Raw genomic sequence first — 14,283 nt, forward strand, 5'->3', positions numbered from 1 at the left:
ACCACCGAGGACTGACGCGGAACCGGCGGAGGGCTGACGCAAGTCGGTCCCTCCGCTGCTCCCGCAGCATGACGGTGGCCCGGTTTGACCCCTCAAGCCGGGCCCCGTAACCTAGACCGTCGGCGTGTCCCCTGACGCGCCGCACCCCCGTAAACCTCTTCCTCCCGGAATTCTGCGTGTCATGCGTGTTCGCATGCCGTGCGCTTCGGGAGAGGCCGCTCGCGCAGCGCGTGGCTGGACTGCGGGGTTCCGTTCCGAGCGAGAGAGAGATCCGCGTGTACGCCATCGTGCGCAGCGGTGGTCGCCAGCACAAGGTTGCTGTCGGCGACATCGTTGAGGTTGACAAGATTTCCACTGCCAAGGTTGGCGACACGGTCGAGCTCTCGACCCTGCTCGTTGTCGACGGCGACGCCGTGACCAGCGACCCGTGGGTCCTTGCCGGCATCAAGGTCCAGGCCGAGATCGTGGACCACCACAAGGGCGTCAAGATCGACATCCTTCGCTACAAGAACAAGACCGGTTACCGCCGTCGTCAGGGCCACCGCCAGCAGTACACGGCGATCAAGGTCACTGAGATCCCCGCGGCTGCGAAGTAAGGGACTGAGGAGAGATGGCACACAAGAAGGGCGCATCGTCCACTCGGAACGGTCGCGACTCCAATGCTCAGCGGCTCGGCGTGAAGCGCTTCGGCGGTCAGGTCGTCAACGCCGGTGAGATCCTGGTCCGCCAGCGCGGCACCCACTTCCACCCGGGCAACGGCGTCGGCCGTGGCAAGGACGACACGCTGTTCGCCCTTGACGCCGGTGCGGTGGAGTTCGGTACCCACCGTGGCCGCAAGGTCGTGAACATCGTTCCGGTCGCCTGACCGGTTCTTTCGCGAGGCGGACCTCACTTCCCGTACGGGAAGCGGGTCCGCCTTTCGCGTGTTTTGAATAGAAGCGGCTCTGTGGCATACAGGGCTGCGCAGGACTTTCGTACGTAACTGGAGGCACATCCCATGACCACCTTCGTGGACCGCGTCGAGCTGCACGTCGCCGCGGGTAGCGGAGGCCACGGCTGTGCCTCCGTACACCGGGAGAAGTTCAAGCCGCTCGGCGGCCCGGACGGCGGCAACGGCGGCCGGGGCGGTGACGTGATGCTGGTCGTCGACCAGTCCGTGACCACGCTGCTCGACTACCACCACAAGCCGCATCGCAGCGCCACCAACGGCAAGCCCGGTGAGGGCGGCAACCGCTCCGGCAAGGACGGGCAGGACCTGATCCTGCCGGTGCCGGACGGCACGGTCGTGTTCGACAAGGCGGGCAACGTCCTCGCGGACCTCGTCGGCCACGGCACGTCGTACGTCGCCGCGCAGGGCGGTCGCGGTGGCCTCGGCAACGCGGCGCTGGCCTCGGCCCGCCGCAAGGCGCCCGGCTTCGCGCTGCTCGGTGTCCCCGGCGACTTCCAGGACATCGTCCTGGAGCTGAAGACCGTCGCGGACGTGGCCCTCGTCGGCTACCCGAGCGCCGGCAAGTCGTCCCTCATCTCCGTCCTGTCGGCCGCCAAGCCGAAGATCGCGGACTACCCCTTCACGACCCTCATCCCCAACCTGGGCGTGGTGACGGCGGGCGAGACGGTCTACACGATCGCGGACGTGCCCGGCCTCATCCCCGGCGCCAGCCAGGGCAAGGGCCTCGGTCTCGAGTTCCTCCGTCACGTCGAGCGCTGCAGCGTGCTGGTCCATGTGCTGGACACGGCGACCCTGGAGTCCGAGCGTGACCCGGTCACCGACCTCGACATCATCGAGGAAGAGCTGAAGCAGTACGGCGGCCTCGGCAACCGTCCGCGCATCGTCGTCCTCAACAAGATCGACGTGCCTGACGGCAAGGACCTCGCCGAGATGGTCCGCCCCGACCTGGAGGCCCGCGGATACCGCGTCTTCGAGGTGTCGGCGGTTGCGCACATGGGCCTGAAGGAGCTGTCCTTCGTGCTCGCCGAGATGGTCGGCACGGCGCGCGCCGCCAAGCCCAAGGAGGAGGCGACCCGGATCGTCATCCGCCCGAAGGCGGTCGACGACGCCGGCTTCACCGTGGTCCAGGAGGAGGACGGCCTCTACCGCGTGCGCGGCGAGAAGCCCGAACGCTGGGTCCGCCAGACCGACTTCAACAACGACGAGGCCGTCGGCTACCTCGCCGACCGTCTCAACCGCCTCGGCGTCGAGGCGGAGCTGATGAAGGCGGGTGCCCGCTCGGGCGACGGCGTCGCCATCGGCCCCGAGGAGAACGCGGTCGTCTTCGACTGGGAGCCGACCGTCATGGCCGGTGCGGAGATGCTCGGTCGCCGTGGCGAGGACCACCGCCTCGAAGCCCCGCGGCCCGCGGCGCAGCGCCGCCGCGACAAGCAGGCGGAGCGGGACGACGCGGAGAAGGAGTACGACGACTTCGAGCCGTTCTAGGCCGACGTTCGGCTGCGGGCGGGTGGGGGCTGTTCGCGCAGTTCCCCGCGCTCCTCGGGCGGGGCTTCGCCCCGATTGCCCGCCCGCCCCTCGTTTGCTCGGCTGGGGTTGTTCGCGCAGTTCCCCGTGTCCCTTTTAGGGGCGCGGGGAACTGCGCGATCTTTTGGGGGTCTGGGGGCGGAGCCCCCAGGTAGGGATGGGACGGGTAGGGGCGGCGGGGGCGTGGAGAGCCGGTGGCGTCCCCACCACGACGGTTCGCCCTTCGCTTGTTTGTCATGCTCTTGATGAACTCCGTTCAGTGAGTGGGCCACTGCGGCGTGTGAGCCTCCCGGTGTCCAAGGGGCCACCGACGCAGGGGAGTTCACCGATGACCGGAACCGTCTCGCGCGATCGACGCCGCTTTCTCACCACAGGTGCCGCGGCCCTGGGCGCCGCCGCGACCAGCCAGTTGTGGCTGCCCGGCACCGCCCGCGCCGCCGAACCCCCGCTGCCCGACGGGGTGTTCACCCTCGGCATCGCCTCCGGCGACCCGTTGCCCGACGCCGTCGTGCTGTGGACCAGGCTCGCCCCCGACCCGCTGAACGGCGGCGGCATGCCCGACCGCGCGGTACCGGTGGAGTGGGAGATCGCCGAGGACGCCCGTTTCAGAAGGCCGGTGCGGCGGGGCGTCGCACAGGCACTGCCCGAGTACGGCCACAGCGTCCACGTCGACGTCCGCGGACTGCGCCCCGACCGCGCGTACTGGTACCGCTTCCGTGCCGACGGTCAGCTCTCGCCGACCGGCCGCACCCGCACCGCCCCGCACCCCCACAGCTCCGGCGGCTCGCTGCGCGTCGCGCTCGCCTCCTGCCAGAACTGGCAGAACGGCTACTTCACCCCGTACGCCGACATGCTCGCCCAGGACCCCGACCTCGTGCTCTTCGTCGGCGACTACATCTACGAGTCCGCGCCGTCGGCGACGGCCGTCCGCCGGCACGAGGGCGGCGGGGAGCCGTACACCCTCGTCCAGTACCGCAACCGCTACGCGCAGTACCGCACCGATCCGCACCTCATGGCGATGCACGCCGCCGCGCCCTGGGTGGTCACCTTCGACGACCACGAGGTCGACAACGACTTCGCCGGGGAGATCCCGCAGGACCCGGCCAAGCAGTCGCACGACGCGTTCGTGGCCCGGCTGACCGCCGCCTACCAGGCGTACTACGAGCACATGCCCGTCCGGGCGACCGCGGTGCCGAATGGTCCGCACATCCGGATGCACCGGCGGCTCGACTTCGGCCGGCTGGTCCGGCTGAACGTCCTGGACACCCGGCAGTTCCGCAGTGACCAGGCGACCACCCGGGCGGGCGCCGAAGACCCCTCGACGACCATGCTCGGCGCCGAGCAGAAGGCCTGGCTGCTGCGCGGGCTGCATCACTCACCGACGCGCTGGAACCTGATCGCCTCGCAGATCATGATGGCCGAGACCGATCTGCAGATCGGCCCCGGCAAGCTCTGGTTCTACGACGCCTGGGACGGATACCAGGCCGAACGCAACGCGCTCATGGGGGAGTTGACCACCGTGCGCAACCCCGTCGTGCTGACCGGGGACCGTCACCTCACCATGATCAGCGACCTCAAGGAGGACTTCGCCGACCCGGAGTCCGACGTCGTCGGCGCCGAGTTCGTCGGGACCTCCATCTCCAGCGGCGGCGACCAGGACCAGGTGGCCTTCCACAGCGAGTGGGACCCGCGGATGCCGGACAACCCGCACTGGAAGTTCATCGACGCTCACCGCGGCTACCACCTCTTCGACATCCGGCGCGAGGGCATCGACGCCACCGTCCGCGCCCCGGAGACCGTGCTGCGGCCGGACGCCGCGTCCAGCACGCTGGGCCGGCTGCGGGTCGAGGCGGGGAAGCCGGGCGTACGTCTGGTCTGAGCAGCGCTGTTCTGTGACTCACAGGACTCAGCCGTTCTGTGACTCACAGGACGTATGTGACTCACAGGACGCGTGAGACTCACAGAACTCACGGGAATCCTGGGACTCATGTGAGTCCCAGGACATTCTCAGGTAAGGCTCAGGTAAGAGATTTAATCTCCCTTGACCATGGAGACCGACTGTACGCATCACGACTCGGCGTCCCCTGAGGCGGAGACCGGCGAAACCGCCTCGAAGAGCGCCCCCACGCCGCTGCCCCCCGGCACCCGGCTGCTGCACATCGGCCCGCACAAGACCGGGACCACGTCGATCCAGGGCGCCCTGTTCGCCGCGAAGGACGCGATGGCCGGGCACGGCGTCGACTTTCCGGCCCACAGCAGGCACCCGATGGAAGCCGCCCTCGCGATCTGCGCCCGGCCCGGGATGATGGGCGACGCCAAGCCCACCGAGGGGCACTGGAAGCGGCTCGTCGACGCGGTGCACGCCACCGGCAGGCGCACCTCGGTGGTCAGCAGCGAGTTCTTCGCCGACGCGCCCGACGACGAGGCCATCGCCCGGGTCGTCGACGACCTCGGCCGGGGCCGGGGCCGGGACCAGGGCCGAGTCCATGTCCTGGTCACCCTGCGGCCGCTGTGGAAGATCATGCCCTCGCAGTGGCAGCAGTACGTGCAGAACGGTCTGCGCATGGGCTACGAGGACTGGCTCGCACACATGCTGCGCAAGGCCCCGTACGAGAAGCCCAATCCGAGCTTCTGGCGCCGCCACCGCCACGACCGGCTCGTCGAGCGCTGGGTACGGGTCGTCGGCGCCGAGAACGTCACCGTCGTGGTGGTCGACGACCGTGACCGCGACGGTCTTATGCGCACGTTCGAATCCCTCCTCGGCCTGCCCGACGGTCTCCTGGTGCCGGTGCCGGACACGGCCAATCGCTCGCTCACACTCGCCGAGACCGAAATGCTGCGGAAACTCAATATGGAGTTCCGCGGCAATGGGCTGCCCGACGAGGTGTATTCCAAGATGGTGCGGGGCGGCGCCGTCATGCATATGAAGAACGCCTGTCGCCCGGCCCCGGACGACGCGCGGATCACCACGCCGCGCTGGGCACTGGAGGCGGCCGCCGGTATCGGCGCGGAGATGGCCGAGCGGATCGCCGCCATGGGTGTACGGGTGCTGGGTGACCCGGCGTTGCTGTCCGTCGTACCCAGCGTCGCGAGCGGCGAGGGGACGGGGCCGCCGCGGATCGACACCGAGGTGGCGGCCCACGCGCTGTACGGGGCGCTCGCCGTGGCTGCCGCGGCTCCCGCGCATCCCGCCGCCTCCGTGCGCTCGGTTCACCAGACCTCGTCCAAGGAACTCGTGCGGGTCCTCGGTCACCGGGTCCTCAAGCGTCTGAAGCGGGAGTGAAGAACGCACGTAAAACGTGTGCAGTTACTCACAGCAAATCCGGACAATACGGTTCGGGATCTCGGAAGTCACCTGCATGCAAGGTGAATAGCCGGTTGCGTGCACATAAGCAGCAGAGGGCGCTCACCTTGCATGGCAGTAACGGAAAGTGGGAGCATTCCAAAGTTCCCTGTCGCCCCAAGGTAGGTCACCTGTGTCTGAGCACTTTGCCAAGCCCCGTACCACCGCAGTGATCCTGGCCGGCGGCACCGGTCAGCGCGTGGGTCTGTCGATTCCGAAGCAGCTGCTGAAGATCGCAGGCAAGGCGGTCATCGAGCACACGCTGACCACCTTCGAACAGGCCGAGTCGATCGACGACATCATCGTGCTGATGGCTCCCGGCTATGTGCCGGACGTCGAGAAGATCGTCGCGAAGGCGGGGCTGAAGAAGGTCACCAAGGTGATCGAGGGCGGCTCGACGCGGAACGAGACCACCGAGCGCGCGATCGCCGCGCTCGGCGAGGGTCTGGCCGAGGGCGAGGACGCCAATGTCCTCTTCCACGACGCCGTGCGCCCGCTGCTGTCCGAGCGCGTCATAGACGACTGTGTCACGGCCCTGGAGCGTTACCAGGCCGTCGACGTCGCCATCCCCTCCGCGGACACGATCATCGTGACCCGCACCCACGGCGAGGACGGCGAGTTCATCACCGAGATCCCGGACCGCTCCCGGCTGCGCCGCGGCCAGACGCCCCAGGCGTTCAAGCTGTCCACGATCCGCCGCGCCTACGAGGTCGCGGCCGGTGACCCCAACTTCCAGGCCACCGACGACTGCTCGGTCGTGCTCAAGTACCTGCCGGACGTGCCGATCCACGTCGTCGCGGGCGACGAGTACAACATGAAGGTCACCCAGCCCGTCGACGTCTTCATCGCCGACAAGCTCTTCCAGCTGGCGTCCACCGCCGCCCCCGAGCAGGCCGACGAGGCCGCCTACCGCGAGCTGCTCAGCGGAAAGACCGTGGTGGTGTTCGGCGGTTCGTACGGCATCGGCAAGGACATAGCCGAACTCGCCGAGGGCTACGGCGCGACGACCTACGCGCTCGGCCGCTCGACCACCGGCACCCACGTCGAGAACCCGGAGGAGGTCGACGACGCGCTGTCCACGGCGTACGCCGAGACCGGGCGTATCGACTACGTCATCAACACCGCCGGGGTGCTGCGCATAGGCAAGCTCGCGGAGACGGACAACGCGACGATCGAGGAAGCGCTGAAGGTCAACTATCTGGCCCCGGTGCAGATCGCCCGCTCCGCGTACAAGTACCTCGCCGAGACCAACGGCCAGTTGCTGCTCTACACCTCCAGCAGCTACACCCGCGGCCGCGCCGAGTACAGCCTCTACTCCTCCACCAAGGCCGCCATGGTGAACCTCACCCAGGCGCTGTCCGACGAGTGGGCCGGCGACGGCATCCGCGTCAACTGCATCAACCCCGAGCGCACCGCGACCCCGATGCGCACCAAGGCCTTCGGCCAGGAGCCCGCGGGCTCGCTGCTCTCCTCCGAGGCGGTCGCGCGCACCTCGCTCGACGTCCTCCTCTCCGAAATGACCGGTCACGTCATCGATGTACGCCAGCAGGACCCGACCGCGGGCGCCGGACGGGCCTCCGGATTCGAAGCGGCGCTGGCCAGCGTGCTGGACCGTCAGGACGGCGTGGCATAATTAACGCCAATTAGTCTTCTTGGAATTCAGGCCTCTGAGTCTGCGCGTTTGCCGCGTATTCACAGAGGCCTGAGTCCGTAAAATTCCCGGATTGTCCGCGATCGCCCGCAAGGCCCTTTTCGTTAATCAAGCAGTAACAAAACCGGCACACACCCCTCAAGAGCAGGTTTCTCCGTGATATCCACCGCTATACGCGTTGCCCGGGTGGGCAGTGCGGCCGAGCTGGCCGCGGCGGCCCTCATGATGCTGGGCTTCCCCTGCCTGATGCTGGCCGCGCTCCTCCCGAGCGTCGGTGCCTTCGCGGCCGCGGCCGCTGTGACGTACCTGGCGGACCACTATCTGCACCGGCGTGGCAGCTATCTGGTCAACCGCCTCAGCAAGGTGCGCGCCGGTCTGTCCATCAGGTTCCTGATCCGACAGCTGCTGCTGGTCCTGCTGCTCGCGCGCCTGGACCTGTCCGACAGCATGGTCTTCTACGCGGCGATCGCGTGCTTCCTCGCCTTCTACGGCTTCCAGGCCCCGCACAGCGCGCTGATCACCCTGATCCGGCTGCGCCGCAAGATGCCGGTCGCCACCCGCAACGTCGACCTGGCCTCACGCATCCGCATCCCGGACGCACCGCCGCGCACCCTGCTCGACCGGGCCGCCGAGAAGATGCTCCACCTCGACCTGCTGGCCGTCGCCGGCGTCCTCGTCACCGGGGCCACCGACAGCAACGTGTACGGCTTCGCGGGCATCGCGGCCACGCTGGTGCTGGCGTTCGTCTACGTCGTCGCGCTCGTCCCGTACATCCGCGGCAAGAAGACCCCGCCGAACGCGGACACGGTCCTGGCGGCGGTCGACGGCTGGCTGCGCGAGTACCGCCCGGAGACGGTGCTGTACTTCTCGGGCTCCAAGGACTCGGCGTACCAGGTCAACATGTGGCTGGAGACGATGGAGCAGCTGGACACCCGGCCGCTGATCATCCTGCGCGAGCGCGCCATCCTGGAGCGCATGGCGCCCACCACGGTGCCGGTCATCTGCGTGCCCGGAGGGGTGCACCTGATGAACATGGACCTGTCCACGGTGCGCGTCGCGCTGTACGCGGCGAACGTCGGCAAGAACATCCACATGCTGCGCGTGCCGACCATGAAGCACGTCTTCATCGGTCACGGCGACAGCGACAAGCTGGCCAGCGTCAACCCGTTCAGCAAGGCGTACGACGAGGTGTGGACCGCCGGCCGCGCGGGCCGCGACCGCTACGCCATCGCCGACGTCGGTGTCCGCGACGACGACATAGCGGAGGTCGGCCGCCCGCAGCTCGCCCCGATCCAGACCTGGCAGGCCGTGCCCGAGGGACGTATCCCCACGATCCTGTACGCCCCCACCTGGGAGGGCTGGGACGACAACCCGGGCAACACCTCGATCCTGCTGGCGGGCGCCAACATCGTGCGCGCGCTGCTGAAGGCCGAGCAGCCGGTCCGCGTCCTGTACAAGCCGCACCCGTTCACCGGCACCCGCAGCCCGCAGGCCAAGACCGCGCACGAGAAGATCGTCGCGCTGGTCGAGAAGGCGGCCGCCGAGCGCGCCGCCGACCCGCGCTTCACCGTCGACGCGGCGGCCCAGTCCGCGGCCAAGGCGGAGCTGGCCCGCATCGAGGCCCGCATCGAGAAGCTGACCGGTGTCACCGAGAGCGGTGACGAGGCAGAGGCCACCCGCGACGGCCTGGTCGACACGGCCGCGCACGCCGAGGTCGCCCGGCTGCGGACCGAGTGGAACGACGCCTACTGGCGCTCCTTCGGCAGCTGGGAGCACCGGGTCATCACGGGTGCCGAGCCGCGCCTGTACGACTGCTTCAACGTGTCCGACGCGATGGTCTCCGACATCTCGTCCGTGGTCTCCGACTTCATCGCGAGCGGCAAGCCGTACGCGGTCACGGACTCCGCGGAGCTGGGCGTCGAGGAGTTCAAGCGGCAGAACACCGCGGTGCGTGCCGCCGTGATCCTGTCGAACTCGGCCAGTGAGCTGGGCGAACTGCTCGCCGAGGTCACCGACCCGTCCTCGGACGCGCTGGCCGCCGACCGCCGGGAGCTGAAGGAGTACCTGCTCGGCCCCGACGAGCCGGCGTCGATCGACCAGTTCAACGCCGCGGTGCGCGATCTCGCGAAGAAGTCCCGGGCGCGCAACCTCGGTCAGGAGACCGGCGCGGCGGCCGCCGCCGTGGAGCTCGCGAACGGAGTTCCCGCGCAGCGGAAGGCCTCGGCGGACGAGACGGGCGGCGCGGCCGTCAAGGGCTGATCCACCTCGCCGGGCAGTCACCTCTCCGCATAGCCAGTGAAAGGGCCGGGCCCCGAGGAGCATCCTCGGGGCCCGGCCCTTTCCCGTTCCCCGTAAACCTGTGAACCGCATCACATTTGGTGTCCGGTGAAGCAACCTCTTCGTGCTTTCAACCGTCTTTGAGGTAGCCCTTGAGCTGATACGGGGGAAATGTTCGGATGACAATGGAGAAACGTGACCGTGACGCAGCCTGATGTGAGCGTGATCATCGGGGCGTACGAGGCCATGCCCTACCTGGTCAAGTGCCTGGAGTCGGTCGAGGCCCAGACGCTCGATCCCGCTCGTATCGAGGTCATCGCCGTCGACGACGGGTCGAAGGACGGCACCGGCGAGTACCTCGAGGAGTTCGCGGAGCGTGCGGCCATGGCCGTCACGGTGATCCGGCAGGCCAACTCCGGCGGCCCCAGCGGCCCGCGCAACGTCGGCCTCGACAAGGCCCGCGGCCGGTACGTCTTCTTCCTCGACGCCGACGACTACTTCGGCCCCGAGGCCCTGGAGCGCATGGTCGCCATGGCCGACGAGCACGCCACGGACGTCGTGCTCGGCAAGGTCATCGGCGTCAACCGCAACGCCCCCAAGTCGATGTGGGGCAAGAATCAGCCCCGCACGGACGTCTTCTCCTCACAGATCAAGTTCACGCTCAGCGCGCAGAAGCTCTTCCGGCGCGAGCTGCTCACCCGGCACGACATGCACTTCGACGAGTCGCTGAAGACCGGCGAGGACGCCCTCTTCACCATGGAGGCCTACCTCCGTGCCGACGGCGTCTCCGTGGTCGCCGACTACGACTGCTACTACCTCGTCGGCCGCGACGACGGAAAGCACGTCACCAAGAGCGGCAGCTACACCCTGCGCTTCGACTCCGCCCGCGCCCTGATGGGCCTGATCGCCGAGCACGTGCCCGCGGGCAAGCGCCGCGACGGCCTGATGGTCCGCCCCTTCCTCGTCACGCTGCTGCCGCAGTTCGGCCCCGTCTTCCTCAAAGACGACGAGGAGGTCAGACAGAACAAGCTCGCGCTGGCCAAGCCGCTGATCGACGCGTACTGGACCGAGGGGGTCGCGAACCGCCTCAAGGTCAACGAACGGCTCCGGGTGAACCTCGCCGGTCAGGGCCGGGGCGACCTGCTGGTGGACGTCCTGGACTTCATCAAGAAGAAGAAGGCGCCCACCCTCCACGTGGACCCGCGCAGCCGCAAGGCCTACCTGGCCTACCCGCACTTCCAGGACAAGGCGGCGCCGCTCCCGGACAGCTGGTTCATCCCGACCTCCCGCGAGACGGTCACCATCGAGAGCTTCAAGTTCGCCCCCGCCGCCCACTTCCCGGGCATGCGCACCGCCCGCAAGATGGCGCGCAAGGTCCTCGGGCCGCGCCGCGCGGGCTGACGAAGACGCCCGTTCCGCGGCCCGGAGGGCTACGGAACGGGCGTTCGGTGAACCGCCTGGCCATCAAGGCCGCCGATGAGGGCTTTGCTCAAGGCCGATGAGGCCTGCTCAAGGCCGGTGAGGGCTGGTCAAGGCCAGTAAGGGCTACTGGCGCCCCGACTGCAGAGCCTTCCGCAGCGGGCGCCCCACCGCTCGCCGGGCCATGCGATAGACGGAGCGCTGCGGCGCAGTCGCCGCGACCGCCGGCTTCGCGGCGGTCTTGCGGGCCTTGTCGAGTTCGCGCTGGAGCTTCGCGTTGTCCGTGGACAGTTCGCCGATACGGGTCTGGAGCCAGCCGAACCTGCTGGTCAGCGAGGCGACGTCGGCGTCATTCCAGGGGCGGACGCCGGCCGGGAAGGCGAGCGAGCGCAGCCGCTTCTCGTGGGCCGCGCCCCCGTCGCCGTGCGTGAACGTGTTCTCCAGGCCGTTGCGCTCCAGGAAGCCCATGAAGCGGTCGAAGCGTTCCTGGTGGCCGTCCGTGAGCGCGCCGAAGTCCGCCTCCGCGTACAGCCCGGCCGGGTCGAGGTCCTCCGGCAGCGCGTTGATCCTGCGGTGCGGGATGCCGAAGTAGCGGCACAGCTCCAGGGTGCGCGAGTCGCCGCACAGCACGGTCGAGGGCGTACCGGCCAGCAGCGCCGCGATATTGCCGTGGATGCGGGAGCCGAACGAGAAGTCGAAGTCCCGCAGGTCGTCGATCCAGGTCACGGGGTCGATGTACACACGGACCTTGTCCTCGCGGTACATCGGGTGATCCGGGTGCGTGGGCATCGCGGTGACGGAACCGTTCGGATCCGACAGGTCGCGCCAGTGCAGCTGGCGGGCGTCGCTGAGGTTCTGTCCGACGAACCGCAGGTGCGGATAGCGGGCGTGCGCCCGGCGGATGACCCGGTCCAGGCCCTGGGACTTCACCGCGCTGTGCGAGCCGTTGACCGCGACCCGGGACTCGGGACCGAGCGCGGGCGCCTTCTTGCGTACGTCGAGCTCCCTGCCGTACATGAACAGCGATGGGCAGCCGATGACCTCGACGTCACGGAAGCCCATGTCCTTCAGGTACCGCTCGGTGAACTCGCCGCGTACCCCGATGGACGCGCTGCGCTCGAGCACCGCGGTGACGAACTCCCGGACGGCCGGTTCCATGGGCTTCAGCCTGGCCGGGTTGTAGTCCAGACCGGTCTGCGCGCCGATGCCCGGTACGACCACCGGGATCTTCAACTTGCTGATGAGCTGCGTCAGCCGCCTGAGCTGGGGCTCGAACGAGGGCCGGAACGCGTTGGCCAGCGGAACGACGAAGGCGTCGTACTCCTCGTTGATGCGGCCCGCGGCGGCGACGTTGGTACGGATGCCGTTCGACACGACCTCGGCGCGAGGTGTCTCAAGGATCTTGTGCGCGGCGTCGCTGAAGATCAGGTTTCCCGCGTTGGTGGCGATGACGTCCTGGTGGAGAGCCTGCTCCACAGGGACGACGTCGTACGGGCTCTTCCCTGATCTCAGGAGTATGCGCTTCACCGGATGAACATTAGATGCCACGTTGGTCAACTTATCTTTGCGTCATCTTTAAGTTCTATGAGGAACCCGCACAACCTTTTTTGCATACGCGGGACGTGATCGAGCGGCTACGCGCGGGTGATCATGGGGGCCGGGCGCCGTCCGCAGGCTGGACCGACGGGCGCCACCCCCGCCCCTTCGCGTAGATTGCCGGGCGGGACCGACGCGAGGGGACACACCGCAGGTGGCAGGGCAGGTGACTGGGCACATGGCAGGCCAGGTGGCAGGGGCGAGGCAGGCCGTGGCCGGGGCCCACAGGATCGTCGTCAAAGTGGGTTCCTCGTCGCTGACCACGGCCGCGGGCGGACTCGACGCGGACCGTGTCGACGCGCTCGTCGACGTCCTCGCCAAGCACCGCAGCGGCGGGGAGAAGGAGATCGTCCTCGTCTCGTCCGGTGCCATCGCGGCCGGCCTCGCCCCGCTCGGGCTGCGCCGCCGCCCCAAGGACCTGGCCCGGCAGCAGGCCGCCGCCAGCGTCGGCCAGGGCCTCCTGGTCGCCCGCTACACCGCCTCCTGCGCCCGCCACGGCATCCGTGTCGGCCAGGTGCTCCTCACCTCCGACGACACCAGCCGGCGTGCCCATCACCGCAACGCCGCCCGCACCCTCGACAAGCTCCTCGCCATGGGCGCCCTGCCGGTCGTCAACGAGAACGACACCGTCGCCACGGACGAGATCCGCTTCGGCGACAACGACCGGCTCGCCGCGCTCGTCGCCCACCTCGTACGGGCCGACCTGCTGGTCCTGCTCTCCGACGTGGACGGCGTGTACGACGGCGACCCCAGCAAGACGGGCACCTCGCGGATAGCGGAGGTCCGCGAGCCGCGGGACCTCGCGCACGTCGACATCGGCAGCGCGGGCAAGGCGGGCGTCGGCACCGGCGGCATGGTCACCAAGGTCGAGGCGGCCCGGATCGCGGCGGCCGCGGGCATCCCCGTGGTGCTCACCTCCGCCGTGCACGCCGCCGAGGCCCTCGCGGGCGGGGACACGGGCACGTACTTCCACCCCACCGGCAAGCGCTCCGCCGACCGGCTGCTGTGGCTGCAGCACGCCTCGACCCCGCAGGGCGCGCTCGTCCTGGACGACGGGGCCGTGCGCGCGGTCGTCGACCGGCGCACCTCGCTGCTGCCGGCGGGTATCGCGGCCGTCGAGGGCGACTTCACCGCGGGCGACCCCGTCGAGCTGCGCGACGGCACGGGGCGGGCGGTCGCACGGGGCCTGGTGAACTTCGATGCCAAGGAGATCCCCCAGCTCATCGGGCGCTCGACCCGCGAGCTGGCCCGCGAGTTGGGCCCGGAGTACGAACGCGAGGTCGTACACAGGGACGACCTCGTGCTCCTGCATCCGTAAGACGCCTGTTCCGCACGACCTCCGAAACAGCTGTCCAGTACACCCGTAAAAGGCCGATTCCGAGGCCCCCGCCGGGGGACGTTGTGTAAAAGTGCCACACGGTGGCTCCCCACCTGCTCAACTTTGTTGCGGGGAGACCCCGATGCAGCCCGATGCGGTACGACGATTGCAGACCATTGCGGACTATTGCGGACCATTGCGAAGAG

Annotated in this window: 10 protein-coding genes; 9 read left to right on the top strand and 1 reads right to left on the bottom strand. The window is 68.9% G+C overall.

From position 1 onward, the window contains the following. The first annotated feature begins 275 nt into the window (after nucleotides 1-275). The 8 genes from rplU (at nucleotide 276) to ACFVWD_RS11060 (ending at nucleotide 11,145) form a co-directional block, all read left to right on the top strand. On the top strand, nucleotides 276-596 hold the full coding sequence (gene rplU / locus ACFVWD_RS11025; protein ID WP_006374708.1) for a 50S ribosomal protein L21: 321 nt from the start codon (nucleotides 276-278) through the stop codon (nucleotides 594-596). 14 nt (nucleotides 597-610) lie between these two features. Continuing rightward, nucleotides 611-865, top strand: coding sequence for a 50S ribosomal protein L27 (gene rpmA, locus ACFVWD_RS11030; protein WP_028802588.1), 255 nt, complete (start codon nucleotides 611-613; stop codon nucleotides 863-865). Between the two features lie 132 nt (nucleotides 866-997). Then, a complete protein-coding gene (gene obgE / locus ACFVWD_RS11035; protein ID WP_389595175.1) occupies nucleotides 998-2,434 on the top strand; it encodes a GTPase ObgE in 1,437 nt (478 codons plus the stop codon). Nucleotides 2,435-2,801: 367 nt separating this feature from the next. Next, nucleotides 2,802-4,352, top strand: a complete 1,551-nt coding sequence (locus tag ACFVWD_RS11040) for an alkaline phosphatase D family protein (protein WP_389595177.1) — start codon at nucleotides 2,802-2,804, stop codon at nucleotides 4,350-4,352. Between the two features lie 168 nt (nucleotides 4,353-4,520). Further along, nucleotides 4,521-5,756, top strand: coding sequence for a hypothetical protein (locus ACFVWD_RS11045; protein WP_389595179.1), 1,236 nt, complete (start codon nucleotides 4,521-4,523; stop codon nucleotides 5,754-5,756). Between the two features lie 193 nt (nucleotides 5,757-5,949). After that, nucleotides 5,950-7,449, top strand: coding sequence for a bifunctional cytidylyltransferase/SDR family oxidoreductase (locus ACFVWD_RS11050; RefSeq protein WP_101405195.1), 1,500 nt, complete (start codon nucleotides 5,950-5,952; stop codon nucleotides 7,447-7,449). A 174-nt stretch (nucleotides 7,450-7,623) separates the two neighbouring features. Beyond that, the gene (locus tag ACFVWD_RS11055; protein WP_389595181.1) at nucleotides 7,624-9,726 is read left to right on the top strand and encodes a hypothetical protein; all 2,103 of its coding nucleotides are present in this window, start codon (nucleotides 7,624-7,626) and stop codon (nucleotides 9,724-9,726) included. Between the two features lie 213 nt (nucleotides 9,727-9,939). After that, nucleotides 9,940-11,145 (top strand): glycosyltransferase family 2 protein, encoded by a 1,206-nt coding sequence (locus tag ACFVWD_RS11060; RefSeq protein WP_389595183.1) that lies wholly within the window; start codon nucleotides 9,940-9,942, stop codon nucleotides 11,143-11,145. Nucleotides 11,146-11,289: 144 nt separating this feature from the next. Here ACFVWD_RS11060 and ACFVWD_RS11065 read toward each other — a convergent pair whose 3' ends face one another. After that, the gene (locus tag ACFVWD_RS11065; RefSeq protein WP_389595184.1) at nucleotides 11,290-12,690 is read right to left on the bottom strand and encodes a polysaccharide pyruvyl transferase family protein; all 1,401 of its coding nucleotides are present in this window, start codon (nucleotides 12,688-12,690) and stop codon (nucleotides 11,290-11,292) included. 247 nt (nucleotides 12,691-12,937) lie between these two features. Here ACFVWD_RS11065 and proB point away from each other — a divergent pair, with 247 nt between their 5' ends. After that, a complete protein-coding gene (gene proB, locus ACFVWD_RS11070; protein ID WP_389595186.1) occupies nucleotides 12,938-14,077 on the top strand; it encodes a glutamate 5-kinase in 1,140 nt (379 codons plus the stop codon). Nucleotides 14,078-14,283: the final 206 nt, after the last annotated feature.

It is taken from the genome of Streptomyces sp. NPDC058086 (assembly GCF_042885015.1).
GTDB lineage: Bacteria > Actinomycetota > Actinomycetes > Streptomycetales > Streptomycetaceae > Streptomyces.